Below are 26,458 nucleotides of genomic sequence, written 5' to 3'. Positions count from 1 at the left end.
CGGAAAGTCTCGTTATGAAAGGAGGAGTGCCATGGAGGCGGTGAACAAAAGCGTTCCGGCTAAGACATTATCCATGATTGGTTTTTTTGCTATCACCGCATCCATGGTGATGGCGGTGTATGAATACCCGACGTTTGCGACATCGGGTTTCAGCCTGGTTTTTTTCTTATTACTGGGCGGTATTTTATGGTTTATCCCGGTTGGCCTGTGTGCGGCTGAAATGGCCACGGTTGAGGGCTGGGAAGAGGGCGGGATCTTCACCTGGGTATCAAAAACGCTGGGAGAACGCTGGGGGTTTGCGGCAATTTCGTTTGGTTATCTGCAAATCGCGATCGGTTTTATCCCGATGCTCTACTTCGTGCTGGGCGCGCTGGCTTATATCCTTGACTGGCCAGCGCTGAACAGTGACCCGCTGACGAAAACAATCGCCGCGTTAATCATTCTTTGGGCGCTGGCCTTTACCCAATTTGGCGGCACGAAATATACCGCGCAAATCGCCAAACTGGGCTTCTTCGGCGGCATCCTGCTGCCTGCCGCTATCCTCGTAGTGCTGGCCATCGCGTACCTTCTCAGCGGCGCGCCGCTGGCCATCACTTTTGATATGTCGACGTTTGTCCCGGATTTCACCCGGCTTGGCACGCTGGTGGTCTTTGTGGCGTTCATTCTGAGTTATATGGGCGTCGAGGCGTCGGCTACGCATGTTAACGAAATGAACAACCCAGGCCGTGACTATCCACTGGCAATGATACTGCTGATGATCGCCGCGATTTGCCTCAGTTCGATTGGCGGCTTGTCTGTCGCGGCCGTGATCCCACATAACGAGATCAACCTCTCTGCCGGGGTCGTTCAAACTTTCAGCGTGTTAATCACCCATTACGGTGCCGGACTCGCCTGGGCCGTAAAAGTCATCGCGGCGCTGCTGGTACTGGGCGTGCTGGCAGAGATCGCCTCATGGATTGTTGGCCCGTCTCGCGGCATGTATGTCACTGCGCAGCGAGGCATACTGCCTGCGCCATTCGCCCGGGTTAATAAAAACGGTGTGCCGGTGACGCTGGTGGTGAGCCAACTGTTGATGACATCCGTTGCGCTGGTGGTGCTCACCAATTCGGGGGGCGGGAGCAATATGTCCTTTTTGATTGCCCTGACGCTGACGGTGGTGATTTATCTGTGTAGCTATTTTTTATTGTTCCTGGGCTATATGCAGTTAATTCGCAAACAGCCACAGCTCAAGCGCACCTTTCATATTCCCGGCGTAAAAGGATCCCGGCTCGCGGTGGCAGGGCTGGGCTTGTTGGTTTCGCTACTGGCCTTTATCGTCTCTTTTTATCCACCGGCCTCGATTGGCGGCGAAAGCGCCGACGAGAAGTACATCACGCTGCTGGTTATCTGTTTTGTGATTGTGCTGATCCTCCCCTTTCTGGTCTACGCGCTGCATGACAAGCGCGGTAAACAAGGCACTGTGACCCTGGTTGCCATCACCGCTGATAATGCGCCGAAAGGACATTTCTTTATCCATCCACGCGCGCGTTCACCGCATCATTTAGCCCCTAAGGAATAGCAGTTTTTTCAATGATATGAGTCATTAATAAGGAGAAGTGAATGAAAACAACCGTTAGCATCATCGTTGGCAGCTTGCTGCTGGTTTCCGCTGCGACACAGGCAGCAGATAAAGGTAAACCTGTGAATAGCTGGACATGTGAGGATTTCCTCGCGCTGAAAGCCTCTTTCCAGCCAACTGCCATCGGCATTGCTGAAGCGTTAAATAACAAGGACAAACCTGAAGAAGCGGTGGTGGATGTTCAGGGGATTGAAACGGTGACGCCCGCCGTGATTGAAGCCTGCAAACAGGACAAACAAGCCACGTTCAAAAGCAAAGTGGAGGGCGAGTGGGACAAACTAAAAAAGGATATGTGAACGCGAAAATTTATTATGGCTAACCTGCCGGGGCATTGAGGCCCCGGCAACTTACTCGGGTTTAAACAGCGGCACTGTCTTGCCGGTAATATAGCGTCGGCGCAGCCAGGCCGACGCGCTATCCATCAGCATCACTACCACCACCAGAATCACGGTGATAAACATCACCACATCCCAGTTCCACAACCGCATATTCTCGGCGTAAATCAAACCAATCCCGCCCGCGCCAACAAAACCGAGCACCGCTGCCGAGCGGGTGTTGGACTCAATTTGATACAGGCTCAGCGCCAGAAATGTCGGGAAGGATTGGGTAAAAGTGCTGAAGCGGTGTTTCTGCAAACCGCCCGCGCCCACGGCGGTTAAGCCGCGCCCTGGCGAGCGATCCACCGCTTCGTGGCTTTCGGCGTACAGCCGGCCGAGCAAGCCGGTGTCCTGCATGATGATCGCCAGCACCCCGGCAAGCGGACCAAGCCCGACGGCGCGCACAAAAATCAGCCCCCAGATCGCCATATCAATGCCGCGCAACATATCGAACAGGCGGCGCACGAAAAAAGCGATAACGCCCGCAATGCCGCCTTTCATGATGTTGCGCGCGGCAAAAAACGACAACAACAGCGCGAATAGTGTGGCGGTCGTTGTGCCGGCAAAGACAATCGCCAGCGTAATGCCAATCTGCGTGAAGTAGTAACCAAACGGCCAGTTGAGGAAATCATGCCAGACGAACATGCGCAAAATATAGCGCCCGATTTGCTGCATGCCGGTCAGCGCCTGTTCAACAGGAATGCCGAACTGCATAAAGAACCACACGTAATAGAGCAGCACGGCAAGGGTGATAAGCCCGAGGCGGCGCAGATAACGCCCCTGCGCCTGGAACAGTTTTCGGTTTAATTTGCGGCTCAATTCCACATTCGGTACGGCTTGCCAGTTGGTCATTTTTTCCCCTCCAGCACCCACTGGCGCAAGCGGCCAGAGAGCGTATCGAGCACGAAAACGACGATAATAATCAGCAACAATGTGATGCTGACCTGATCGTAACGGTCGAGTTTGATGTTGGTCATCAGCTCCTGGCCGATGCCGCCCGCACCGACCAGGCCAAGAATGGTCGAGGAGCGAAAGTTAATTTCGAGGCGCATAAAGCCATAAGAGAGAAAAATTGGTTTCACCTGCGGCCACAGCGCGAAGCGAATGCGTTGCAAACGTGTCGCGCCGCAGGAGGCCAGCCCGCGCACAGGTCTGTCATGCGTGCTCTCAACCGCTTCATAAAACAGCTTGGTCAGGCTGCCAACGGTGTGCAGCGCCAGTGCCAGAAAACCGGGGATCGCCCCGATGCCAAACGCCATCACGAAGATCACCGCCCACGCCAGTTCCGGCATGGTACGCAAAAATGCGACCAGCGTACGCACGGCAAAACGTACCGGCGGCGGAGACCAGGTGTTGCCCGCCGCCAGAAAAGCCAGCACGGCGGCAATGGCGAATGAAACCAGCGTTGCGGCCAGCGCCAGTTGCAGGGTTTCCCAAATCAGCGGGAGCTGGATCGGCAAACGGTAGCCCCAGTACGCCAGCGAGCCTTTGGTGTGGCTGTCGGCAAACAGCACCGGCCAGTGCAGCGTCGGCACTGTTTCCAGCATGTAATCCATAAAGTTCGGCAGCGAGTGCCAGATGGTGGCGAGATTGAATTCTGCCGCGTTACCGGCGGCGAAATAGAGCGCCAGCAGCACCAGCGACCAGGCGACAGTGTCGCGCTTCTGGCGCATTCGGACTTGCTGATAGTAGTGCTCAAACTGCGTATTCGACATATTCATGCGTAGCGGGAGATCCTGTATGACCATCGAATAAAAGCCCCTGGTTTTTACGCAGGGGCCGAAGAATCGATGCGGCGAAGGATTAGCGTGCGGTAACCAGTTCGCGTTTCATCTCGATAATCTGCTTAAAGTCATCCACGCTGCCCGGGCCGATATGCTGCGTACCGCCCATCGCTTTCACGAAGCAGGCGTGGTTATCGGTATCGAGTTTTTTAACTGCGGTAATCACTTTGGCTTTGAAATCCGCCGGCAGGCTGTTGCTCACCAGAATCGGGCCGTTTGGGATCAGCGGCGATTCCCAGATGATGCGGATCTCTTTCATCAGGTTCGGGTGATCCATGCGGATCAGACGGTTAAACGCCCCGACGCTGTAGCCTGAGTTGTAATCGCCGACCATCGAGGTCCAGGTGACAGCGCCCGCGAACTGGCCGTTCAGCACGCCGAGGATATCTTGCTCGTGACCACCGGAGAAGGTGACGCTGGAGAAGTAGTTGTTGTATTTATTGTCCGCGTTACCGCCAAACTTCTGTTTGAAGGCGTAGTTCGGGATCAGGTAACCGGAAGTGGAATCCGGATCGGCGAAGCCAAACGCTTTACCTTTCAGATCTTCCAGTTTTTTGTACGGGCTGTCGGCTTTCACGATCACCACCGAGTGGTAACCGCGCGATTGATCTTTGTCATCCACCGCGATCCCGACGATATCCACGGCTTTCGGGTTATTGATATACACGGATGCGTAAGAGGAGGGGGACATGCTCAGCACCACGTCGACTTTTCCGCCCAACAGACCCTGAATCACGCCCGAATAATCAGACGAATTGCGCAGCTTGGTATCCACGCTGAGCTCTTTATCCAGAAACTCTTTCACGCACTGGTTATCACCAATTTGTTGGGTTGCGTTCTGGCCGCCCAAAATCCCCAGATTTAATTCCTTCGGCTGCTCCGCGGCAGCCGCCTGCCATGCCAGCAGAAGACCTGTCATCAATGCCGATAAACGTAATGCGCCAGAAATATGCTTTTTCATTGTCATTGCCTGTGTCGTCTCATTGGAAGGAATAATTAATGCAATTGACTGATTTCATCGCCGTACAGCACCTGCAGCACGTCCTGCGTTAACCGGGAGGGATGATCGTCAAAAATGATCCGTCCCTGGGAAACGCCGATAACGCGGGTGCAATACTCTTTCACCAGCTCCACGGAGTGCAGGTTCACCATCACACTGATGCCTTGTTCGCTCACTTCGCGTAATACGCCCATGATGCGCTGGGTATTTTTCGGATCCAGCGAAGCGACAGGTTCGTCCGCCAGTAAAAGAGAGGGGTTTTGGATCAACGCGCGGCAAATGGCGACACGCTGCATCTGACCGCCGGAAAGCGTTTCCGCCCGCTGTAAGGCATGCGGCAGCATGTTCAGCCACTCCAGCAAAGCGATTGCTCTGGCGCGGTCTTCATCGGTAAAGACTTTAAACAGGGATTTCAGCGTCGACGTCTGGCTCAGCCTGCCGAGCAGCACATTGGTCAGCACGTCGAGGCGCGGCACCAGGCAGAAGTCCTGGAAAATCATGCCGCACTGGCTGCGCCACTGATTAAGCGCACGACCTTTCAGATGGGTGACATCGCGCGGCGTACCCACTTCCGGGAAACTTAAAATTTCGCCAGAGGTGGCGCTGTGCGTGCCGTTTAGTACATGCAGCAACGTGGATTTCCCTGCGCCGGAGCGTCCAATCACGCCGACCATCTCACCGCTGTGCAGATCTAAACTGATGTCGTGCAGCACGGTCTGGTGCGCGTTATAGGCTTTACGCAAGTTCTTCACGCTCAGCACCTTTTGCTTCGGCACCGTGTTTAATTGATGCAGAGACGAATAGTGGTCTTCAGAGATTTCTGCCAACGCGCTGTTCATAAGTCTTCCGGTTTTTTCATTAAACTGGCGACCATTAAGAGCACGGGTGATGATCGTTTTATGACGAAAAAGCGAACAAATAATGAACACGGAAGTTTGGCTTTCGAAAGGGCGTGCGAGCGTGCGTCGATTTCGTTATCCTGCCCGCCGCACCACAGGTGCTACGTCAGGCAGTGGGACACACAGCGACGGAGAAAATAAATGGCGTTTACAATGTCTTATTTCGTTTTTATCTTCATTGTCGCCCTGGCGGCGTTTCTGCTTTATTACGCGCTGCGCTGGGTTCGCCAGCTCTTTATCGAAGCCCATGTGATGAAACACGGTATCGGTGCGAATGCGGATATTATTGCCCTTAAACGCACCAACTGGATGGACAGGCGCTCTGTCTATTGTGAACTGGTGTTGCGCTTCAGAACCCGCGAGGGGCAACTGGTGCAGGCGAGCGTGTTTCAGTTCCTGGATAGCCGTGAAATTGTGCGGTTTGCCGAGGGCAACGGCACGACCGTGAAGTACGATCCGCAAAATCCGCAGCACATTATCTTATATGACCGCCCGTTAATTTTAGGGGATTAATCCCCGCCATTCCCTTCGCCGCAAGGGATGTCCTTCCACCGACTTTTCGCCTGAGATTCGCGCCATTTTCCCTTTCCAGCCAGCGCGTTAACCCGCGTTATGCCCGCACACTGCAACAGCATGAATTTTAATCCCGCCAGCGTCACAAAACCTGGAAAAAACAAGCCACTGCGTTGCAGCGGGTGAAATGCACGCTATATGTTAAATTTGTGTTTAAAAAATGATACCAAAGGGGTTTGTTCATGGATAAGAAATTCACTGTTCTGGCCGTGGCGCTGGCGGCGCTGTTTTCCGGCGCTGCGCTGGCTGCCGTGCCTCAGGGGTACCCGGCGGATTACCAGAAAATCGTAGACGCCGGAACCAAAGAAGGCAAAGTTGTTATTTATTCCACTACCGATACCAAAGCCGCAGGCCCGCTGATCAAGGGATTCGAGGCGCAGTATCCGGGCATAAAAGTGGAATATAACGATATGAACAGTACCGAACTGTACAACCGTTATCTTAGCGAACAGGCTTCCGGCGGCGGCAGTGGCGATGTGGTCTGGAGTTCCTCTATGGATACCGCGCTGAAGCTGGCCACCGACTATGCGGCTGAATACGCGTCGCCCGAGCTGGATAAACTGCCCAAGTGGGCGGTCTGGGAGAAAAAAGCCTATGGCACCACCTATGAGCCGGTGATCTTTATCTATAACAAACGCCTGATCCCGGCGGGCGACGTACCGGATTCGCACACCGCGCTTGGCAAACTTATCGCCAGCCAGACCGACAAATTCAAAAATAAAGTCACCACCTACGATATCGAAAAATCGGGGCTTGGTTTTATGCTCGCGGTTGAAGACAGCAAGCACGACAAAGACTATTTCACCCATCTGGCGGATGTGGCGAAGGGCGGTTTAACCGTGCAATCCTCCACCGGCACGATGATGGAGCGCGTCTCTTCCGGCGAAAATCTGATTGGCTACAACATTCTGGGCTCCTACGCCGAAGCGCGCGCGAAGGGGGATAACTCGCTGGGCATCTCCTACCCGAAAGATTACGTGCTGGTGCTGTCGCGCGTGTCGTTTATCAGCGCTGAAGCAGAGCACAGCAACGCCGCGAAACTGTGGTTTGACTATGTGCTGTCGGAAAAAGGGCAGAGCATTCTCGCTAACCAGGCGGATATCCCCTCGCTGCGTAACGATATTGAAGGCAAAAACGACATCGATGGCATGACCAAACAGCTGGGCGACGCACTGAAGCCGATTGCGGTGGATGAGTCGCTGCTGGAGTATCTGGAGCCGAAAAAACGTCTGGAATTTATTAAACAATGGCGCGCTGCTGCCGCTAAATAACGCCCTGACCGGTTGTGCGCCGGTTTTGCGCACAACCCTTTTCTCAGCCAGCGGGTTGGCGTGAGGTTCCTGACCAAAGGGAAGATGTATGAATAGTGTGCGCAGAAAATGGCAGGGGTTGCCGCGCGGCGTCATTGTGTTAATTACCGCGCTGGTTATCTATATCCCGCTGTTATTTATTGTGGTGCAGAGTTTTCTCTCGGCGCCCTTTTTTGTCCGCTCCAAGGAACTGAGTCTCGAAGCCTTCGAGTTTATCTTTACCGATCCGGATTTTTATCTGGCGCTGAAGTCCGGCTTTATCCTCGCTTTTGGCCTGGTGTTTATCGCTATTCCACTGGGCGGCATTCTGGCGTTTTTGATGGTGCGCACCGATTTACCGGGCCGCCGTTTTATTGAGCCGCTGATCCTCGTGCCTATTTTTGTCTCGCCGATGGTGCTCGGCTTTGGCTACGTGGTGGCCGCCGGGCCGGTGGGCTTTTTCTCGCGCTGGGCGCAGGAGTTAATCGGCTTTGTGCCATGGAACATCTATTCGATGTTCAGCATCGTGGTGATTGCCGGACTAACGCACGTCCCGCACGCTTATCTCTATATCTCCTCGGCGCTGCGCAGCGTCGGTTCTGACGTGGAAGAAGCCGCACGAACGGTTGGCGCTTCGCCGTTGCAGGTGATGACTTCTGTCAGCCTGCCGATGGTGCGCCCGTCAATTTTGTACGCCTGCGTTCTGCTGTTCTTCCTTGGGCTGGAGGTGTTCGGCCTGATGCTGGTGCTGGGTGACCCGGAAGGCAACATGGTGCTGGCGACCTACCTGTATAAACTGACCAATAAACTGGGCACGCCCTCTTACCACCTGATGGCAGCGGTGGCGGTGGTGCTGATTTGTATCACTATTCCGCTGGTGATGCTGCAACGCCGCCTGATGCGCACCGCCAACCGTTTTGTCACCATGAAAGGCAAAGCCTCGCAGGCGCGGGCGCTGCCGCTGGGTAAATGGCGCTGGGTCGCCGGTGCGGTGGTGGTAGCCTGGTTGACGGTCACCATCGGCGTGCCGTTGATTGGCGTCGTGCTGCGGGCGTTTATCTCCAACTGGGGGGTTGGCGTTTCCCTGTGGGATGAAGTGTCGCTCGATACCTTCCGCAATATCTGGCAGCAACCCAACCTGCTGCGCGCCATTGTCAACTCGATGGCGATTGGCATTTTTGGTGGCGCGCTGGCGGTGATCTGTTATCTGTTTGTCGGCATTGCCATGCACCGCAAGCAGGATAACGTGACGCGGTTTCTTGATTACAGCGTCCTGGTTCCCCGCGCCGTACCTGGGCTGCTGGCCGGTCTGGCATTTTTGTGGGTATTCCTGTTTTTACCGATGTGGCTCGATCAGTCGCTAAAAAACGGCTGGCTTTCCGGGTTGCCGGTGGCCGAGTGGCTGCGCGAAAACCTGATTGTCTGGCTGCGCTCGCTGCGTAACACCATCTTTAGCGTCTGGCTGGCCTACACCGTGGTGTGGATGGCTTACGGCCTGCGGCTTATCTCCTCCACGCTGTTGCAGGTCGGGCCGGAACTGGAAGAGGCGGCGCGCAGCACGGGGGCGACAAGTGGGCAAGTAACCCGCCATGTGACGGTGCCGCTGTCGCGTTATGGCCTGATTGGCTCCTGGCTATTGATGTTCCTGATTTTTGAGCGCGAATACTCAACCGGCGTTTATCTGCTCTCGCCCGGGACGGAAACCATCGGCTCGATGCTGGTGTCGCTGTGGGCGGCAGGGGCGATTGATATTGTCGCCGCGCTGTCGTTTATCAATATTCTGCTGGTGGTCATTGGTCTTGGTGTGGCCCTGCGCTTTGGAGTGAAATTACATGATTGAGCTGGCGGTAGAAAACCTGCATCTGACCTACGGTGATAACGCGGTGCTTAAAGGCGTCTCAATGGAGCTGAAACGCGGCGAAGTGGTGTCGCTGCTTGGCCCTTCCGGCAGCGGCAAAACCACGCTGCTGCGCGCTGTCGCCGGGCTGGAAAAACCAACCCACGGGCGGATCACCATTGGTAATAACGTGGTATACGACGGTACGCCGCGTAGTGAAGTGCCGGCAGAGGAACGCAATCTTGGCCTGGTGTTCCAGTCCTACGCATTGTGGCCGCATAAAACGGTGTTCGAGAATGTCGCTTACCCGCTCAAGCTGCGCAAAGTGAGTACGGCGGAAATCAACACCCGCGTGCAAACCGTGCTGGATCAGCTTGGGCTGGGTACGCTTGGCAAGCGCCATCCGCACCAGCTTTCCGGCGGCCAGCAGCAGCGTGTGGCGATTGGCCGGGCGCTGGTCTACAACCCGCCGGTGATTTTGCTCGATGAACCGCTTTCCAACCTCGATGCCAAGCTGCGTGAAGAGGCGAGGGTTTTCCTGCGCGAACTGATTGTCAAACTGGGGCTATCGGCGCTGATGGTGACGCACGATCAGAATGAAGCGATGGCGATTTCCGACCGCATTTTGTTGCTCAACAACGGGGTGATTGAGCAGCAAGGTACGCCGCAGGAGATGTACGCCACGCCGTCGACGCTGTTTACCGCCGAGTTTATGGGCAGCAACAACCGGCTGCACGGCAAGGTGAGCGAAGTCAGTAACGGCAGGGCGAGGATTGAAGGGGCAAACTGGGCGCTGTGGGGCGTTGCCGGGCCGGGCGTACGCGCGGGCCAGGATTGCACGGCGGTGATCCGCGTCGAAAGCCTGCGACTGGCGGACTCGCCGCAGGATAACTCGCTGGATTTGCCCATGCTCACCAGCATGTATCTGGGCGATCGCTGGGAGTACCTGTTCCGCACCTCCGGCGATGATTTCGCGATCCGTGTTTACGGCACCCAGCAGCGCAACCAGCAAAACTACCGCGTGGTGCTGCCTGCTGAACAGCTGTGGATCTTCCCGCAAAAAAGTTAAGTATGTAAGCACGTACTGACTGTTCAGTACGTGCTGCGCATTACGGCAGTGACACCCATTTGTAGCCCAGCGCTATCGTTGCCAGCATAATGGTGCTAAAGGCGGCGATATGCAGCATCAAATCCGCCAGGCTGATGTGCGTCGGGTGGCAAAGGGCAAGCAACGTCAGCGCCATGCAGGCGACGCCCGCGCCTGCGGCCGCCAGGCTGCGCGCCGGGAAAAGCGTGCGCGTGCGGCGCAGGTAAGCAATCACTATCAATACCATCGGCGTGCTGACCGTCACCATAAACAAATAACAGTTTGGCCCTTCGACCGCCGTACTTACCGGCAACACGCGGTGCAGATGCAGATTACTGAACGTACCGGCAAGCCACAGTGCCGCCAGCGGTGTAAACCATTTCCAGCCCAGCGCGTTGCGTCCGGCGATGCTCAACAAAAACGCGTTACGCACCGCCAGCGTCCCGGCGATAAACGTCAGCAGCAACTGCATCAGCGCCCACCACGCACCAGGCTGCGACCAGTCGGTTAGCGTGCGGTTGAGCACGAAACCCGCTATAACCCCGCAGGGCAGCGCGAGCGCCACCCAGCTTAGCGCCCGCCAGCCCGGCTGGAAGGGGCGTTTTACCGGGGCGATGGAGCGCCCCAGTTGTTCAATTAACAGTTCATGATCGGCCATGGTGTGCTCCTAACCGACGAAGGTTGCTCAGGGCGCGATGCAGCAGGGATTTCACGGCGGCGACCGTCAAATTTTGCTGTGTCGCGGTTTCTGCCAGCGTCATTTCGCGCAGGTGAACATGTTCAACCACCTCCCGCTGGCGCGCAGGAAGCTGATTCAGCAGCACTGCCAGCTCGTCGTGTGATGGCGGTTCCATGCTGGTGGCAAGCAGGGGAATATCCGTCTCGCTGGCGATTTCGCGCTGCTGGTGGCGACCGCGTTTGCGCAGGGCATCCACCGCGCGGGCGTTGGCTATCGCCATCAGCCATGGCAGAAAAGGTGCGCCCGGATCGTAGGTGTGCCGCACCCGGTGTACGGTGAGCAGCACATCCTGAATCACATCTTCCACCAGCTCCTCGTCGGCGATATGTTTGCGCGCAAGCGAGCGGATAACCGGCACCAGCGCTTTGAGCAGCCGCGTATAGGCCTGACTGTCGCCGGACTGCGCCAGCGCCATCAGCTGCGGCCATTCGTCGCGCGCTGCCTCATTTTTTTCCATATCCCGCCTTCAGGTTTTTTTACCGCTGGCCTGCGTGAGCGCGTTGACGACAATTGAGGGGGTCAGCACCTGCGGTAAAATATGCGGTGCGCTGCCGTCCGCCGGGTAGACCACATACAGCGGCAAACTGCCTTGCCCCAGCTCGTTCAGCGCGTCATCAATATCAGCATTAAAGTTGGTCGAATCCGCCACCATATACAGCGTGCCGGTTTTCGCCAGCGCCTCTTTCACGGCTTGTGTCGAGAGCGAGGTCTTTTCATTCACCTGGCAGGTTATGCACCAGGAGGCGGTGAAATTCACAAAGATAGCCTTGCCGTGGCCGCGATTATCCGCCACGGTTTGCGGCGACCATTTGACCTCTTCTACCGTATTGCTCGCCGTAAGCGGCGCGCCGCTTTGCACTACCGAAGGCAGCGGAACAATCGCGGCCAGCAGTAGCGCTGCGGTCAGCGCAAACAGCACTTTATGACCGCGCCCGGCGAACCGACGCTGCTGTACCATGCCGTAAAGCCAGGCGGCGAAACTGACCACCACGGCCGCAGCCAGAATAGCCGCCAGCGCCGTCGTTCCCGCTTGTTGCGCCAGTACCCACACCAGCCAGCCGAAGGCACCAAACATCGGAAAGGCCAGCCCGCGTTTTAGGGTATTCATCCACGCGCCGGGGCGCGGTAGCCATTTGCCGAGCGCCGGAAACAGTGAAATCAGCGTAAACGGCGCGGTAAAACCGAGCGCCAGTGCGACGAATATCGCCAGCGCCACGGCGGGCGGTTGCACCAGCGCGTAGCCGATGGCACCCGCCATAAACGGGGCCGCGCACGGGGTAGCGACAATGATTGAGAGCGCACCGGTCAGCGCCGCACGCAGAAATGCCCCGCGTTCTATGGTCAACTCACCGGCGCGTTGTACCGACAGACCGATCTCAAACACGCCGAGCAAATTGAGTGCCGCACCAAGAATAACCAGCGCCAGAAAGGCGATCACCAGCGGAGATTGCAACTGAAAGCCCCAGCCCACGGCGGTTCCCCCGGCGCGTAACGCCAGCAACACGCCCGCAAGCGCCAGCATGGTCAGCACACAGCCGAGTAAAAAACCGAGCCCCTCTTTGCGGGTTTGCGCCGGACGTTGCGTATGTCGCAGCAGCCCCAGCGCTTTCAGCGAAATGATGGGAAACACGCAGGGCATAAAGTTGAGAATAATGCCGCCTGCGAAGGCGGCGAGCATGGCGGTTAACATAGCGATTCTCTGATGGATAACGACATTAACGGGGCTGTTTACGAATGCGTGTTCGCATACTGTTTCACCGCTTCCATCGTTTTCTGAATATGCGTCTCCGGGTTTCTGTCAGTGTAGCTCAGCAGGATTTTGCCATCCGGCGCGATCACATAAGAGGTGCGATCCGAGAGGGTTTTGCCGTTCATTTTCATCAGCGTGTCATATTGCGCCGCCACTTTCGCGCCCGGATCGGCGGTGACGGTGAATTTGTCGCGGCACTCCAGTTTTGAAAATTCATCGACCTGGTCGGTGTTGCCAGCGGTAACGCCAACCACTGTTGCGCCCAGTTTTTTGAAATCGTCCGTCGCTTCGGCGAAGGCGTGCGCTTCGATGGTACAACCCTTGCTGAACGCCGCCGGGAAGAAGTAGAGCACCACCGGGCCTTTTTGCAGTGCCTGCTGCAACGAGAAGGTGAGCGGTTTTCCGGCCAGCGCGCCTTGTAATTTAAAGTCCGGTGCTTGCGAACCGGTGGGCAGGGCAGCGTGGGCACTGGCGATGTTTAACAGTGCAGCGGCGGTGAGGCTGAGAACGAGTTTTTTCATCGGGATCATGTTGCGCTCCAGTTGGGGAAGTCAGTTAACGCTCATATACAGTTCGTTCGAATGCCGGCAAAAGTTTCGCGCAGCTTTAAAAAAATAGCGTTATTTTCCCGGCAAGCGTGGCGCGTCATGTGCATTTTTATGGTGTGCTGGAAAAGAATATCAATGAAAAATCTGAATTGGTTAACCTGACAAATAGTGGCAGGGTTTCAAATGAAAATTACCCATTTAGCCTTGTTTGTCATATGATTACTGCCCTTAGAGGACGGTTATAAAGCGCACGGAATGCGGCGGCGTCGATTCTGGCTTTTTTCTCATATGCTACATTTAAGAGGCTTTCCTCTGGCCTGATGGCTCATCTTTTAACTTCCTTGTGTGACGCTGGGAAACCTTAATGCTCTATAACTCTGCCGTTAAAAAAGGGAGTTTGTTGCGCCGTTATAATCGGCTGCTCACCCGCTATAATACCCACCGCCATGAAGTATCGTTGGCACAAATCGCCGATACATTAGCCTGCACGTCGCGCTATGCGCGCTCTTTGCTCCATGAAATGCAGGAGGAGGGCTGGCTGGTGTGGAATTCCCGCCCGGGGCGTGGCGCGCTTGGCGTACTGCAATGCCGTATGAATGCGGCGGCGCTGGAGACGCTGGTGGCTGGTGAGTACCCGGCATCGGAAACCGAAATGGCGGCCGTGCAGGCGCAGCCGCACTATTCCAGCGATGGCTTTCGCTATTTCATCTCTTTCTACCGGCCGCTGCTGGCGCCGATTCCTTCCATCCACACCGATCGCGCCGGGCGGCATATTTTGCAAATGGTGCATGCCGGTCTGGCGCGCCATATTCCTGAGCAAGTTGCGCCGATCCCCGGTCTTGCCCATACCATCACCTGCAGTGAAGATGGATTGCGCTGGCGTTTTATTCTGCGTCGCGGTCTGGTGTGGCATAACGGCGAGCCTGTGCTGCCTGAGCAGCTTCGGCAGACGCTCGAGCGTTATGCCGGTGGCCCTGGCCTGCCGCATGTCATGGACGTGAAATGCGAAAATTATGTGCTGACGATGCAGCTCGGCCAGCGAGACAACATGCTGCTTTACCGGCTGGCAAACCCGGTTTATGCGCTACCGCATCCGCGCAACGGCTCCATTGGCCTGGGGCCATTTAAAGTGAGTGAGCACTCAAGCAGCCAACTGGTGCTTACCCGCGCGGCGTCCTGGTATGGTGAAACACCGCAGGCGTCGGAGATTGTTTACAACACGCCGCTCAGTGTTGCACCGCTGCCGGCGCTGGTGCGTCTGGATACGCCTCATTCGATGATTGCGCCGGAAGCCATGACCGAACGGGATAATGCCGACGCGTTCTACTACGTCACCTTCAACCAGGCACGCGGACGTTTAAATGCGCAGCAGCAGGCGTTTATCCGGCGCGTTACGCGCTGTATTTGCGCGGGGTTGATTGAGCGGGAAGAGACGCTCGGCCCGCTGCCGGAGTGGCTGCAGCCAACCCACGAGCCGGATGTGCAGGCGTTGTTGCCGGATAGCCTGAATCTTGTCTATTTTCGCTCAACGGAGATGCGCAAACTGGTAGATGAGCTGGCAAAAAGCCTGCGTTATCGCGGGTGCAAGGTAACGTTGACGCCGATAAGCGTGACGCACTGGCTGTTGCAGGATAAAAACTGGGCCGAGCAGGATCTGTGCATGGGTTTTCTGCGTTTTGAGCAGCATGATGCTTTCAGCATGGAAGAGCGATACCGTCATAGCGTGATGTGGGCCTGGTTCTGGGGCGAAGCGGTCTGGCGGCGCGGGATCAGCATTCTTGATCGTATTAATGCCGGACCTGCTGAGCGCTATAGCCAGCGCGTCAAAAGATTGATGCGCTTTCTCAGTAACCGCCGCTGGATCGTGCCGCTGCTTGCGCAACGCTACCGTCTTGTAACGCCCGCCAGCGTGCAGGGGGTTTTTTGCTACCCGCAAAGCTGGCCCGATTTCACAAGGCTATGGACCGATGAGTCGCAGCCTGCCGAGAGCATACAACCGCAACAGGAGTAGCTTTTCTGGTTTAAAATGTCGTGATTTTCGTTAGTTTTGGTGTTTAAAATCGGAAATTGGCATGGAAAATTAACGCTGACGATATTAAAAGTTGCCTTGTGGTATCGTTTTTTCGTGGTTTTGCAATAAAGTTTAACTATAACAATGGGTTGTGATGTTAACATCGCAGACGGCAGAAACTGGACGATTAAAAAAGATACGGTAGAATACGCCTCCGCAGTCATTGCCAAACACGCTGCCATCTATTTTTTTTGCTAATAAGATAAAACCATCAGAATATATCCATTAAAATATTAAATGGATATTTTTATGGTGTCTTATATCTCCTGTTTTTTTTGAATTACAGTAATTCCCATTCCTGACGTTTACCTTTTTTATATTTCCTCTTTGCATTTTAATTTTCCAGCTTGCGTGCTGAGAAAAATATGCAGACCTTTCCCTTGTTTCCTGTCTTTGTTGAGCTTCTGCTTGCCTTCCTTGCTTAACGCACTGAAAAAAAGGCAAAAAAAATGCCACCCAAGGTGGCAATCGAAATAGTGGTTTTACATCACATATGACAACTAATGTACTGTTTAATTGCCACAGTAATATAGTTTAGTCACCAGGTTTCCCGACATATGGCAACTAAAGATCACGCCTTTCATCGAGAGGGGATTTAAGCAAAGCACCAATCAGAATGAACCGGTAAAACGTCCTGTTGCATTGCTTGAATGTATTTTCTCTATTTTTGATGCGTTCGTAAATAACCTTTTTTCTACCGATTGATATATCCGGGGGTAAAAAAACAGAACAAAAAAACCTTATTAAAAAAGTGCCAATTATTTACTCTGGTCATCCCCCGATCAGACAGCATTTTTAACCGGAAAAAAAGGATCAAAATCAGCGCTTTTGTTTTTTAATGCGATTGACCTCACACTCATCGTCGGAATTTATGAAACATTTAGAAACATTTTTGTTAGGGGATGCCCTGGGAGCGGCATTCTGCGCGGGTTTATCGCTAAGACTAGTACGAAGATAACCAACGCTGATGGTCAAATAAACCGCACAGAGGATTGTGCTATGGATAAAGGCCGTAAAACAGAACGCAAGCGCGCATCGGGAAATTTCAGCCGTCCGGGCAGGCGCTGAAGGCCAAAATGAATACCATAACGCCACACAGGGTAAACCACCGAAACTAAACGGCAGCTAACCGCGCAGAAGAAAGGTGCTGGTTTTGGCGCCCGAACGTCACGCAGAGGAAAACGCCGGAACTGAACGTCAGCAAACAGCACAGAAGAAAGATGCTGGTTTTAGCACCCGAATGCCACGCAGAAGTAAACACCGGAACTAAACGCCAGCTAACAGCACAGAAGAAAGGTGCTGATTTTCGCGCCCGAACGCCGCGCTGAGGAAAACGCCGAAACTAAACGCCAGCTAACGGGACAGAAGAAAGGTACTGACTTTGGCACACGAATGCCACGCAGAGGAAAACACCGGAACTGGAAATCAGCTAACGGCACAGAAGAGAAGATCCGGGTTAAGAAAAGAGTTGGCTTAGCCATCAACCACCTGCCTGACAGCACGCCGAAGAAACCAATGGAATGAAATACCAGCCCGCAGCCCGCAAGAAAGGTCAATCACCGCGTCGGTAGGCTATGCCGAACGGATACAGGAGATGAGGCGCAGAAAATCCGCGCAAAGAGGGTTCAGGGAATATGCGTCAGGGGCAACGCGTGAGGCACGGGCAGGAGATACACACCAGGCGCGGAAGCAGAGAATCACTTCCGAACCTGGCGCGGGAAACAACACGGGCGGGTAAGTCGCCATGACATGGTGTTAATGCTGAATGCTGCACAGAGAAGACGTCGCGTTAAACGGAAATGCGGTAAACATTACCCGAAGCATCATTGCTGCGGCTTCCGCTTTCGCCATAAAGCTGCGTGGTGGTGGCCGTCTGGCTGACAATCTTTTTGAAGTCGTTCATCTTCTTCATATGCATGTTCAGCAACTGATAGCTCTTTTGGTTGAGCTCAGCCGATTTTCGCACCACTACGGTAATACGATCCCAAAGCGTGGCCAGTTCGGAGTGGCGCGGATAGGGAAACGTCAGCTTATGCTGTTTCTCTTCCTGCTTGCGCTGCTCATCATAAAAGTTAATCGCCGACAACAAACGGCTCTTGTTGTCGGAGATCACTTGCAGCGAAACCGGGTTGATCTGGGCGCGGCTAAGCTGACCAATTTCTTCCACCAGGGTCGCTTCAAGCTCACCAAGCAGCTTATACAGTTTGTTCAGAATTACGGGTAAGTTTTCCATCATTCACGTGCACGTTGAGATTATGAGAATCGAAAGATGTCGCGTACCAACGCGCTGGCGATTTTATCGCTGTCCAGGTGGAGTTCACCTGCATCCATCTTCGCTTTAATGGCGGCAAGACGTTCCGTATCAATATCACGGCTGCCGTCATTTTTTATTTGCTGCGTCAGCTGGCTAAGTTTGACCTGCGTACCAGCCTGCTGGGCGTCTGTTTTCCCCGATTGCGCTGGCTCATCATTCATGACTCTGGTCTCAACGAGCGGTTGTTGAGTGCCGGTTGCCTGAATAGGAGTGGCCTGGCGGGTGCGTTCAATGTTCATACGGATCCTGGTTTTCTATGCGGTGGCTCTGTATTAAAGATATCGGCACGGGGAAAATAAAACTGAAATCAGTTCGACAGGCTAATGCTCACTTGGCCTTGTCCTGTTACGGTGGCGACCACCACCTGGCCGGTGCGCGTCTGTACTCTGACGCTTTCATCAAGTGCCGCGTTATCCAGCGCTTTTCCTTTGGCATGGATCAGAAAACCGTCGCCCGGCGCGGTAATCTCGACAGTGCGATTAGCAATCACCGCCCAGCTGCGTCGCAGTTGGTTGTCCGCCAGTGGCGACCCCGGCTGGATGATGCGCGTGGGCGTGCTACCAATGATGCGCTGCGGATCAAGCAATAAACCGGCCGGTAAACGATCCAGTTCGCCGCTCACGGGCTGGATATCCTCTGCGCCGATAATCTGCCCCGGTTTCAGCGTCTGCGTTGCCACCCAGTACCTGCCGGTGGCACTAATCTGAATCTGAATGAACTGCTGTTTTTTACCGCATCTGGCGATGACGCTGCGCCGGCCGGTCAGGCGCACAGAGCGGCCAGAAAGGCGCAAATCCGGCTGTACGCATAATGCGGCGAGTTTGGCCGCTGGGGTAAGAATGTTAATGCGCAGCTGCGGCTGATTTTCTGTTTGTTTATTGTCCGCGGCCAGCAAGGTGGCGATCCTGGCTTCGAGATCGCTATTTTCCGGCGCGCTGGCAAAAGCCGGTGAGAACGGGCTGCAGAGCGCGAAAATCACGATAAGCGACCTGATAAGGGACTGCGGCATAATGGGATAAACCTGCCTTATAATATAAAAGAGCAATAGGATTAATATTTATTTATTGTAATTCAGGAAGGCTATTTTCTTATCAATTAAATGCCGTCAGTTTTGACAGCATTTCACTGCATTGATATTTCAACTTTTAAATATAAGCTTCTTTTTGGCAAATTAAGCGAAAGTGAATTGGCTAAATGCGTCTACTTCTGTCGGATTTTTAAGGTATAGATTTATTAGGTTGTCTCTTAGACTATGCCCCGTAATCAATTTCGAAGTAAGCGAGTCATTTCATGTTTGATAAACTTGATAATGAATTGCGTTTCCAGCAGCAGGCGTTAAGCCTGATGTCACGGCGGCAGGATATTTTAGCGTCCAATATCGCGAATGCCGATACGCCGGGATACAAGGCGCGAGATATTGATTTTTCGAAAGAATTGAAAAATGCAATGCAGCAGGAAACGCGTCATCCATTAACACTAAGTTTAACAGCCGGGAAACATATTCCTGGCGTAGCGCCGAAAACGGACAATCGTCAATTACTTTATCGTATTCCCGATCAGCCAAGAGCTGATGGAAACACTGTCGATATGGATCGTGAACGCGTTAATTTTGCTGACAACAATGTCAAATATCAGACGAGTCTAACGATTCTCGGCGCTCAAATAAAAGGTTTAACGAGTGCCCTTAACCAAGGTCAATAATTTTCATGTCGCTGTTTAGTGTTTTCGATATTTCAGGTTCGGCAATGGCTGCCCAATCAAAAAGACTTAACGTCAGTGCCAGCAATATGGCGAACGCCGACAGTATTGCCGGTCCGGATGGTAAACCGTACCGCGCGCGGTCGGTGGTTTTCAATGTCGATAACTCCGCCGGTCAGGAGATTGGCGGGGTGAAAGTGAGCGGCGTTACGGAATCCACTGCGCCGGACAGACTGGTTTATGAACCCGCAAACCCACTGGCGGACGACAAAGGTTATGTGCATATGCCGAACGTCGATGTGGTGGGTGAAATGGTCAACACCATTTCTGCATCCCGCAGCTACCAGGCCAACGTCGAAGTGATGAACTCGGCGAAGAACCTGATGCTGAAAACGCTGACGCTGGGCCAGTAAGGATTAAACGATGGCAATTTCACCGGTCATGACCCAAAGCGCCACGACGACGAAAACCACCTCGTCGTCCGGGGCTAATAACACCAGTAATACCAGCGTTGGTAACGGCTCCAGCGCCGACGACTTGCTGAACAACTTTATGACGCTGCTGGTTGCGCAGATGAAAAACCAGGATCCCACCAGCCCGATGGACAACAACCAGCTGACTGCTCAGCTGGCGCAGTTCAACACGGCGGCGGGTGTCGAGCAGCTCAACACCACCATGAACAGCATGGGCACGCTGGTCGCCAGTATGCAGCAGATGAACTCCGCTGACTGGGTAGGCCGCGACATCATGGTTGAAGGCGAACCTTCAGTTTCCACCGCGCAGGGCGGAAACCAGAAAGTCGGGCTTTCCCTGAACAGCCCGGCGGATGAAGTCACCGTCACGCTGACCGATCCGGCCGGTAACGCCTATACCGCGAAGCTGAAAAATGTGGAAGCGGGCGTGCATCAGTACTCGCTGGATGATTTTGACGATTTCCAGCCGAGCGATCCGCGCTTGCAGGCCGACACGAACTTCAAAGTGTCGTTCTCGGCCACCAACGCCGACGGCAGCACGCCAACCATTACCGCGCTGAAACCGGCGAAAGTGCAGAGCGTCTCCTTCACCAACTCAGGGGCGGTGCTGCAACTGGGTGTTAATGGTACCGCCTCGCTGAGTGACGTTTACCTCATCGAGTAATTTTTAGTTTGGATTTTGCGCAACCCGCGCACAGGAATTTATCACATGGGTTTTTCTCAAGGTCTTAGTGGATTAAACGCCTCTTCACAGGCGCTGGATGTTGTAGGTAACAACATCGCCAACTCACAAACGGTCGGTTTTAAATCAGGTTCTGTGGCTTTCGCCGATGTGTTTGCCGGTTCACAGGTCGGCATGGGCGTACAGGTTGCTGGTGTGAACCAGAACTTCAGCGATGGCGTACTTGGCGCAGGCAGCAGCCCGCTGGATATGGGTATCCAGGGCAATGGCTTCTTTCGCATGGTGACCGAAGCGGGTCGTGTATTTTACAGCCGTAATGGCCAGTTCCAGAGCGATGAAAATGGCTACGTCGTCAATAACCAGGGCATGCGCCTGACCGGTTATATGGCAACGGGTACCCCGCCGGCGATCCAGCAGGGCGCACCGGTAGGACCGATTCAGATCCCGACCGGGCAGATGCCGGCGCGTGCCTCTGACGCAGGTTCCATTTCCGGTAACCTGAATTCCGGTAACGACGTTGTCACGGTAACGCCTTTCGATCCGGCTGATGGCAAATCTTACAGCTATTCCACCCAGGTTAACGCTTATGACAGCCTGGGCAACGAGCATGCGATCAACGTCTATTACGTGAAAACGGCGGATAACCAGTGGACGGCTTACTCCGTGGACTCCACGTCGCCGGGCACCACCAGCTCCGTCAACCTGACGTTTGATACCTCCGGCAAGCTCACCACCAACCCGGCGAATCTGCCGGTGGTGGGTGCCGCTTACCAGGGCGGCGCGGCGCTGAATTTCAACCTCGATCTTTCCGGTCTTTCTCAGCAGGCCTCGGAAAACACCATGGACAGCCCAAGCACCACCGGCTACCCGCCGGGACTGATGAACGGCTACACCGTCGGTGATAACGGCCAGATCATCGCCTCCTACAGCAACGGTGAAAACCAGCTGCTGGGCCAGGTAGTGCTGAGCAACTTCACCAACCCGGGCGGCCTCCAGTCGGCGGGGAACAACTGCTGGACGGAAACCCCGGAATCGGGCCAGCCGGTGATTGGTATTGCCGACACCGGTAACCTGGGTTCGCTGCGCGGCAACATGCTGGAAGCGTCCAACGTGGATCTGAGTAAAGAGATGGTGAACATGATTGTTTACCAGCGTAACTACCAGTCCAACTCTCAGACCATCAAGACCCAGTCTGAGCTTCTGCAAACGCTGGTTAACCTGGGTTAAGAGTAGCGCTTCATGGATCACGCGATTTATACCGCAATGGGGGCCGCGAACGCGGCCCTTAACCGCCAGGCGGTGACTTCTAACAACCTGGCGAATGCTTCTACCACCGGTTTTCGTGCGCAGATCGCGGCGTTTCGCGCGATCCCTGTGCAGGGGCCGTCGATAGAAACCCGCACCATGGTGGCGGAATCCACGCCGTTTAGCGACAACACCATGGGCGCGATGCAGGCCACCGGGCGCAGCCTGGATGTGGCCATGCCGCAAAACGGCTGGCTGGCAGTGCAGCTGCCCGATGGCAGTGAAGGCTACACCAAAGATGGCAACATCGAAGTGGATGCCGAAGGCCAGTTGCGGGTGCGCGGTATGCCGCTACTCGGTGACGGCGGCCCGGTAGCCGTACCGCCGCAGGCGGAACTGACTATCGCGGCGGACGGCACCATCACCGCGTTGGGCGCAGGGGATGAGCCTTCAGCGCTGGCGCAGGTGGCGCGCCTGAAAATGGTTAACGCCACACCGAACACGCTGAAACATGGCGACGACGGTCTGTTTCATGTCGCCGATCCGGCTGCGGCACAGGTGCTTCCCGCCGATGCCGATCTGCGCCTGATGCCCGGCATGCTGGAAGGCAGCAACGTCAGCCCGGTGAAATCGATGGTGGACATGATCGCCACCGCGCGCGGTTTTGACATGAACATGAAAGTCATCACCACCGTTGATGATAACGAACAAAAAGCTAACCAGTTACTGAGCGCCGGTTAAGCCCCGGTAAGGAGAAAAACACCATGATCCGTTCTTTATGGATTGCGAAAACCGGCCTCGAAGCCCAGCAAACCAATATGGATGTGATTTCCAACAACCTGGCGAACGTCAGCACCAACGGCTTTAAACGCCAGCGTGCGGTGTTTGAAGATCTGATTTATCAGACCTTACGCCAGCCGGGCGCGCAGTCTTCCGAGCAGACCACCATCCCTTCTGGTTTACAGCTGGGTACCGGTGTTCGCCCGGTCGCGACCGAGCGCATTCACAGCCAGGGCAGCCTGACGCAGACCAACAACAGCAAAGACGTCGCTATTCAGGGCAGCGGTTTCTTCCAGGTACAGTTGCCGGATGGCACCACTGCCTACACCCGCGACGGTTCGTTCCAGTTTGACCAGAACGGACAACTGGTGACCTCCAGCGGTTACCAGGTGCAACCGGCGATCACCATCCCGCAGGACGCGCAAAGCCTGACCATCGGTAACGACGGTATTGTCAGCGTGACCGTGCCGGGGCAGACCGCACCGCAGCAGGTGGGTCAGCTGACGCTGAGCTCGTTTATCAATGATTCCGGCCTCGAAAGCATCGGTGAAAACCTGTATCGCGAAACGCAATCGTCTGGCGCACCGAATGAATCCACGCCGGGTTTAAACGGCGCGGGAACCCTGAAACAGGGCTACGTCGAAACCTCGAACGTTAACGTCGCAGAAGAGCTGGTCAACATGATCCAGACACAGCGCGCCTACGAAATTAACAGTAAAGCGGTGTCGACTTCCGACCAGATGCTGCAACGACTGACCCAACTTTGATCCCTGGCCGCGGGCGTTGCTCGCGGCTGCTTTACCTGTAGTGAATGAGATGACCAATCACCCTTGCTCTGTACGTACGCTTTGTCGTTTTGCAACGACCTTTATGCTGATTTCCGTAGTTACCGGCTGCGCCTATATCCCGCAAAAACCGTTGGTGGGGGGCGAAACCTCCGCTATGCCTGCACCGGTCGCTGCCGCTACCGCGAATGGCTCGATTTTTCAGACAGGGCAGGCGATGAATTATGGTTATCAACCGATGTTTGAAGACCGCCGCCCACGTAACGTCGGCGATACGCTGACCATTGCGCTGCAGGAAAATGTCAGCGCCAGCAAAAGTTCCTCGGCGAGTGCCTCGCGTGACGGTTCCACCGATGTCGGCGTTGCCGGCGTACCCGGTTTTATGGCCGGTCTGGTGGGCAACGGCAAAGCCGATGCGTCGATCAGTGGAACGAATGACTTCGCCGGGAAAGGCGGCGCGGCGGCGAAAAATACCTTTAGCGGCACCATCACCGTGACGGTGAAACAGGTGCTGGAAAACGGCAACCTGGCGGTTGTCGGCGAAAAACAGATTGCGATTAACCAGGGGACTGAGTTTATCCGCTTCTCCGGCATCGTGAACCCACGCACGATCAGCGCCAGTAACACCGTTATCTCCACCCAGGTGGCGGACGCGCGCATCGAGTATGTCGGTAATGGCTATATCAACGAAGCGCAGCAAATGGGCTGGCTGCAGCGCATGTTCCTTAACCTTGCACCTTTTTGATTGATGATGAAAACGAATTTCTTAACCCGCTGCCTGGCGCTGGTGTGCTGTCTGTCTGCGCTGGTAGCCGGGCAGGCCAGCGCGGAGCGGATCCGCGATATCACCACCCTGCAAGGGGTGCGCGGCAACTCCCTGATGGGCTATGGCCTGGTTGTCGGGCTTGATGGTACGGGTGACCAGACCATGCAGACACCGTTCACCACCCAGAGCCTGAACAATATGCTCTCGCAGCTCGGTATCACCGTGCCGGCGGGCGTGAATATGCAGCTCAAAAACGTCGCGGCGGTAATGGTGACAGCGGAACTGCCGCCGTTTGCCCGCGCTGGCCAGCAAATTGACGTGGTGGTCTCCTCAATGGGTAACGCGAAAAGTCTGCGCGGCGGCACGCTGCTGATGACCCCGCTGAAGGGCGCGGATAGCCAGATTTATGCGCTGGCGCAGGGGAACCTGTTGGTTTCCGGCGCTGGTGCGCAGGCCGGTGGCAACCGGGTGCAGGTGAACCAGCTCAATGGCGCGCGCATTAGCGGCGGCGCAACGGTTGAACGTGAAGTACCGTCGAACTTTGCCGGACAAGGCTCGCTCAAGCTCCAGCTTAATGAAGATGATTTCACCGTAGCGCAACAGGTGAGCGATGCCATCAACCGCCGTTTCGCGGGTGCCGCGTTTGCGGAAGATGCGCGCACCATTAGCCTGCGCGCACCTGCCGACAGCGCCGCGCGTGTGCGTTTCCTTGCAACAGTGCAGGATATCCCGCTGCGCGTGGATGCGGGTGATGCGCGAATTATCATCAACTCGCGTACCGGCTCGGTGGTGATGAACCGCCATGTTTCCCTCGATTCCTGTGCGGTTGCGCAGGGCGATCTGACGGTAGAAGTCGCTAACAACACCCAGGTGAATCAGCCGAATACGCCGCTGGCAGGCGGGCAAACGGTGGTCACGCAGAACACGCAGCTTTCCGTGCGTGAGCAAAACGGCTCTCTGCAACGCGTGAACACCAGCACCGATTTGAACAATGTGGTTCGTGCGTTAAACAGCCTTGGCGCATCGCCAAATGATTTGATGGCGATCCTGCAATCGATGAAAACCGCAGGCTGCCTGCATGCTCGTCTGGAGATTAACTGATGATCGGCCCGGCAATGACTCAGGGGGCGGCGTTTGACGCGCACAGCCTCGACAAGCTGAAACTGGCCGCCCGCAACGACGCTCCGGATGCGCTAAAGGCGGTGGCGAAACAGATGGAAGGGCTGTTCGTGCAGATGATGCTCAAGAGCATGCGCCAGGCCTCCTTCAAAGACGGCCTGTTTAATACGCAGCAGTCGGAGATGTTTACCTCGATGTATGACCAGCAGCTGTCGCAGAACATCGCCGAAAAAGGAAAAATGGGCTTTGCCGATCTGATGGTGCAACAACTGACCGGTAAACCCGCCTCAACCGTGGAAAATGTCACCGCGACGCGTGAAGTGCCGCTTAATATCAGCCCGGCACGCTTTATCAGCGTGCCGCTGCGTTTGCAGCCGGTTGAGCCCGACGAGCAGCCGGCGGAAAAAGCCGCCACGGCGCAGGCGGAAATACCGGCAGTTCCGGGTGGCAGCTTTATTTCCCGTATGATGGCGCCCGCGATGGCGGTCGCGCGTTTAAGCGGTATTCCGCATCAATTAATTATTGCGCAGGCGGCGCTGGAATCTGGTTGGGGTAAACGCGAAATTATGACCAGCGATGGTAAACCCAGCCATAACTTATTTGGCGTGAAAGCCACGGCGGACTGGCAGGGTGAAACCACGGAAATCACCACCACAGAATATGAAGGTGGCGTCGCACAAAAAATAAAAGACAAATTTAAAGTTTATTCCTCTTATGCCGAGGCGCTGGAAGATTATACGTCGTTAATAAGTCGTAGCCCGCGTTATAAAAATGTTGTGAAATCTGAATCGCCGGAAATAGCGGCAAAAGCGTTGCAGTCTGCCGGATATGCAACCGATCCCGCCTATGCGAAAAAATTGATCAGCATCATTCAGCAAGTGAAGAATAACGTGAATCAGGCGGCTGAAGCTTATTCGTCAGATTTTTCTTCATTATTTTAACCGTCAGGCTTTAGTGAAATTTTGCAAGGCCGATAAATATAAGAGAGCGCTACTTTTATCAGGGGCGTCTTACCTCCTCCTCT

The 26,458-nt window shown here is 55.0% G+C and carries 28 protein-coding genes; 17 read left to right on the top strand and 11 right to left on the bottom strand.

The window, feature by feature from the left end:
- Positions 1-31 precede the first annotated feature (31 nt).
- Positions 32-1,558 carry a glutamate/gamma-aminobutyrate antiporter gene (gene gadC, locus H650_RS08560; RefSeq protein WP_020454886.1) on the top strand — a complete coding sequence of 509 codons (1,527 nt, stop codon included), beginning with the start codon at positions 32-34 and terminating at the stop codon, positions 1,556-1,558.
- A 41-nt stretch (positions 1,559-1,599) separates the two neighbouring features.
- Positions 1,600-1,914 (top strand): acid-activated periplasmic chaperone HdeA, encoded by a 315-nt coding sequence (hdeA, locus tag H650_RS08555; RefSeq protein ID WP_020454885.1) that lies wholly within the window; start codon positions 1,600-1,602, stop codon positions 1,912-1,914.
- A gap of 51 nt (positions 1,915-1,965) precedes the next feature.
- On the opposite strand, the gene phnE (H650_RS08550) is transcribed toward hdeA, so the two are convergent.
- The 4 genes from phnE (H650_RS08550) to phnC form a co-directional block, all read right to left on the bottom strand.
- Positions 1,966-2,847, bottom strand: coding sequence for a phosphonate ABC transporter, permease protein PhnE (gene phnE / locus H650_RS08550; RefSeq protein WP_020454884.1), 882 nt, complete (start codon positions 2,845-2,847; stop codon positions 1,966-1,968).
- Positions 2,844-3,716 carry a phosphonate ABC transporter, permease protein PhnE gene (gene phnE, locus H650_RS08545; protein WP_020454883.1) on the bottom strand — a complete coding sequence of 291 codons (873 nt, stop codon included), beginning with the start codon at positions 3,714-3,716 and terminating at the stop codon, positions 2,844-2,846. The genes phnE (H650_RS08550) and phnE (H650_RS08545) overlap by 4 nt, the downstream gene beginning before the upstream one ends.
- A gap of 82 nt (positions 3,717-3,798) precedes the next feature.
- The gene (gene phnD / locus H650_RS08540) at positions 3,799-4,740 is read right to left on the bottom strand and encodes a phosphonate ABC transporter substrate-binding protein (RefSeq protein WP_020454882.1); all 942 of its coding nucleotides are present in this window, start codon (positions 4,738-4,740) and stop codon (positions 3,799-3,801) included.
- 35 nt (positions 4,741-4,775) lie between these two features.
- Positions 4,776-5,618, bottom strand: coding sequence for a phosphonate ABC transporter ATP-binding protein (phnC, locus tag H650_RS08535; protein ID WP_020454881.1), 843 nt, complete (start codon positions 5,616-5,618; stop codon positions 4,776-4,778).
- A gap of 213 nt (positions 5,619-5,831) precedes the next feature.
- Here phnC and H650_RS08530 point away from each other — a divergent pair, with 213 nt between their 5' ends.
- The 4 genes from H650_RS08530 (at position 5,832) to H650_RS08515 (ending at position 10,446) form a co-directional block, all read left to right on the top strand.
- On the top strand, positions 5,832-6,191 hold the full coding sequence (locus H650_RS08530; RefSeq protein ID WP_238328385.1) for a DUF3592 domain-containing protein: 360 nt from the start codon (positions 5,832-5,834) through the stop codon (positions 6,189-6,191).
- Positions 6,192-6,433: 242 nt separating this feature from the next.
- Positions 6,434-7,522, top strand: a complete 1,089-nt coding sequence (locus tag H650_RS08525) for an ABC transporter substrate-binding protein (RefSeq protein ID WP_020454879.1) — start codon at positions 6,434-6,436, stop codon at positions 7,520-7,522.
- A gap of 88 nt (positions 7,523-7,610) precedes the next feature.
- Positions 7,611-9,380: an ABC transporter permease gene (locus H650_RS08520; protein ID WP_020454878.1), complete on the top strand. Its 1,770-nt coding sequence runs from the start codon at positions 7,611-7,613 to the stop codon at positions 9,378-9,380.
- Positions 9,373-10,446: an ABC transporter ATP-binding protein gene (locus tag H650_RS08515; RefSeq protein WP_020454877.1), complete on the top strand. Its 1,074-nt coding sequence runs from the start codon at positions 9,373-9,375 to the stop codon at positions 10,444-10,446. Before H650_RS08520 ends, H650_RS08515 begins: the two co-directional genes overlap by 8 nt.
- A gap of 40 nt (positions 10,447-10,486) precedes the next feature.
- Here the strand turns inward: H650_RS08515 and H650_RS08510 are convergent, their stop codons facing one another.
- From H650_RS08510 to H650_RS08495, 4 genes are read right to left on the bottom strand one after another with little or no spacing between them, the layout of a single operon-like run.
- Positions 10,487-11,122, bottom strand: a complete 636-nt coding sequence (locus tag H650_RS08510; protein WP_020454876.1) for a DUF1109 domain-containing protein — start codon at positions 11,120-11,122, stop codon at positions 10,487-10,489.
- Positions 11,109-11,660 (bottom strand): sigma-70 family RNA polymerase sigma factor, encoded by a 552-nt coding sequence (locus H650_RS08505; RefSeq protein ID WP_020454875.1) that lies wholly within the window; start codon positions 11,658-11,660, stop codon positions 11,109-11,111. The genes H650_RS08510 and H650_RS08505 overlap by 14 nt, the downstream gene beginning before the upstream one ends.
- Before the next feature lie 9 nt (positions 11,661-11,669).
- Complete coding sequence (locus H650_RS08500) at positions 11,670-12,893, bottom strand: protein-disulfide reductase DsbD family protein (RefSeq protein ID WP_020454874.1); 1,224 nt, start codon at positions 12,891-12,893, stop codon at positions 11,670-11,672.
- Between the two features lie 38 nt (positions 12,894-12,931).
- Positions 12,932-13,483 (bottom strand): peroxiredoxin, encoded by a 552-nt coding sequence (locus H650_RS08495; protein WP_020454873.1) that lies wholly within the window; start codon positions 13,481-13,483, stop codon positions 12,932-12,934.
- 382 nt (positions 13,484-13,865) lie between these two features.
- Between H650_RS08495 and H650_RS08490 the strand changes: the two genes are divergently transcribed.
- Positions 13,866-15,512, top strand: a complete 1,647-nt coding sequence (locus tag H650_RS08490; RefSeq protein WP_020454872.1) for an SgrR family transcriptional regulator — start codon at positions 13,866-13,868, stop codon at positions 15,510-15,512.
- Positions 15,513-16,868: 1,356 nt separating this feature from the next.
- Entirely contained in the window at positions 16,869-17,096 is a 228-nt protein-coding gene (locus H650_RS08485) for a hypothetical protein (RefSeq protein WP_020454871.1), read from the top strand.
- A gap of 265 nt (positions 17,097-17,361) precedes the next feature.
- Here H650_RS08485 and H650_RS08480 read toward each other — a convergent pair whose 3' ends face one another.
- The 3 genes from H650_RS08480 to flgA form a co-directional block, all read right to left on the bottom strand.
- Entirely contained in the window at positions 17,362-17,808 is a 447-nt protein-coding gene (locus H650_RS08480) for a flagella synthesis protein FlgN (RefSeq protein WP_020454870.1), read from the bottom strand.
- Between the two features lie 17 nt (positions 17,809-17,825).
- Positions 17,826-18,125: a flagellar biosynthesis anti-sigma factor FlgM gene (gene flgM / locus H650_RS08475; RefSeq protein WP_020454869.1), complete on the bottom strand. Its 300-nt coding sequence runs from the start codon at positions 18,123-18,125 to the stop codon at positions 17,826-17,828.
- A gap of 68 nt (positions 18,126-18,193) precedes the next feature.
- Entirely contained in the window at positions 18,194-18,895 is a 702-nt protein-coding gene (gene flgA, locus H650_RS08470; RefSeq protein WP_020454868.1) for a flagellar basal body P-ring formation chaperone FlgA, read from the bottom strand.
- Positions 18,896-19,176: 281 nt separating this feature from the next.
- On the opposite strand from flgA, the gene flgB reads away from it, so the two are divergent.
- The 9 genes from flgB (at position 19,177) to flgJ (ending at position 26,375) form a co-directional block, all read left to right on the top strand.
- Positions 19,177-19,587, top strand: coding sequence for a flagellar basal body rod protein FlgB (gene flgB, locus H650_RS08465; RefSeq protein ID WP_017459378.1), 411 nt, complete (start codon positions 19,177-19,179; stop codon positions 19,585-19,587).
- A 5-nt stretch (positions 19,588-19,592) separates the two neighbouring features.
- A complete protein-coding gene (gene flgC, locus H650_RS08460; protein ID WP_020454867.1) occupies positions 19,593-19,997 on the top strand; it encodes a flagellar basal body rod protein FlgC in 405 nt (134 codons plus the stop codon).
- 10 nt (positions 19,998-20,007) lie between these two features.
- Positions 20,008-20,721, top strand: coding sequence for a flagellar hook assembly protein FlgD (locus tag H650_RS08455; RefSeq protein ID WP_020454866.1), 714 nt, complete (start codon positions 20,008-20,010; stop codon positions 20,719-20,721).
- A gap of 45 nt (positions 20,722-20,766) precedes the next feature.
- Positions 20,767-21,966 carry a flagellar hook protein FlgE gene (flgE, locus tag H650_RS08450; protein WP_020454865.1) on the top strand — a complete coding sequence of 400 codons (1,200 nt, stop codon included), beginning with the start codon at positions 20,767-20,769 and terminating at the stop codon, positions 21,964-21,966.
- Between the two features lie 12 nt (positions 21,967-21,978).
- The gene (locus tag H650_RS08445; RefSeq protein WP_020454864.1) at positions 21,979-22,725 is read left to right on the top strand and encodes a flagellar basal body rod protein FlgF; all 747 of its coding nucleotides are present in this window, start codon (positions 21,979-21,981) and stop codon (positions 22,723-22,725) included.
- 23 nt (positions 22,726-22,748) lie between these two features.
- Complete coding sequence (gene flgG / locus H650_RS08440) at positions 22,749-23,531, top strand: flagellar basal-body rod protein FlgG (protein ID WP_017459383.1); 783 nt, start codon at positions 22,749-22,751, stop codon at positions 23,529-23,531.
- A gap of 103 nt (positions 23,532-23,634) precedes the next feature.
- Positions 23,635-24,294, top strand: a complete 660-nt coding sequence (locus H650_RS08435) for a flagellar basal body L-ring protein FlgH (RefSeq protein ID WP_020454863.1) — start codon at positions 23,635-23,637, stop codon at positions 24,292-24,294.
- Between the two features lie 3 nt (positions 24,295-24,297).
- Positions 24,298-25,416, top strand: coding sequence for a flagellar basal body P-ring protein FlgI (locus H650_RS08430; RefSeq protein WP_020454862.1), 1,119 nt, complete (start codon positions 24,298-24,300; stop codon positions 25,414-25,416).
- On the top strand, positions 25,416-26,375 hold the full coding sequence (gene flgJ, locus H650_RS08425) for a flagellar assembly peptidoglycan hydrolase FlgJ (RefSeq protein WP_020454861.1): 960 nt from the start codon (positions 25,416-25,418) through the stop codon (positions 26,373-26,375). The genes H650_RS08430 and flgJ overlap by 1 nt, the downstream gene beginning before the upstream one ends.
- Positions 26,376-26,458 lie beyond the last annotated feature (83 nt).

The sequence above is a fragment of the Enterobacter sp. R4-368 genome, assembly GCF_000410515.1.
In the GTDB taxonomy this organism is placed as follows: Bacteria; Pseudomonadota; Gammaproteobacteria; order Enterobacterales; family Enterobacteriaceae; genus Kosakonia.
The sequence above is the reverse complement of the archived record's forward strand: the minus strand, read 5'-3'. Positions and strand labels throughout refer to the sequence as shown.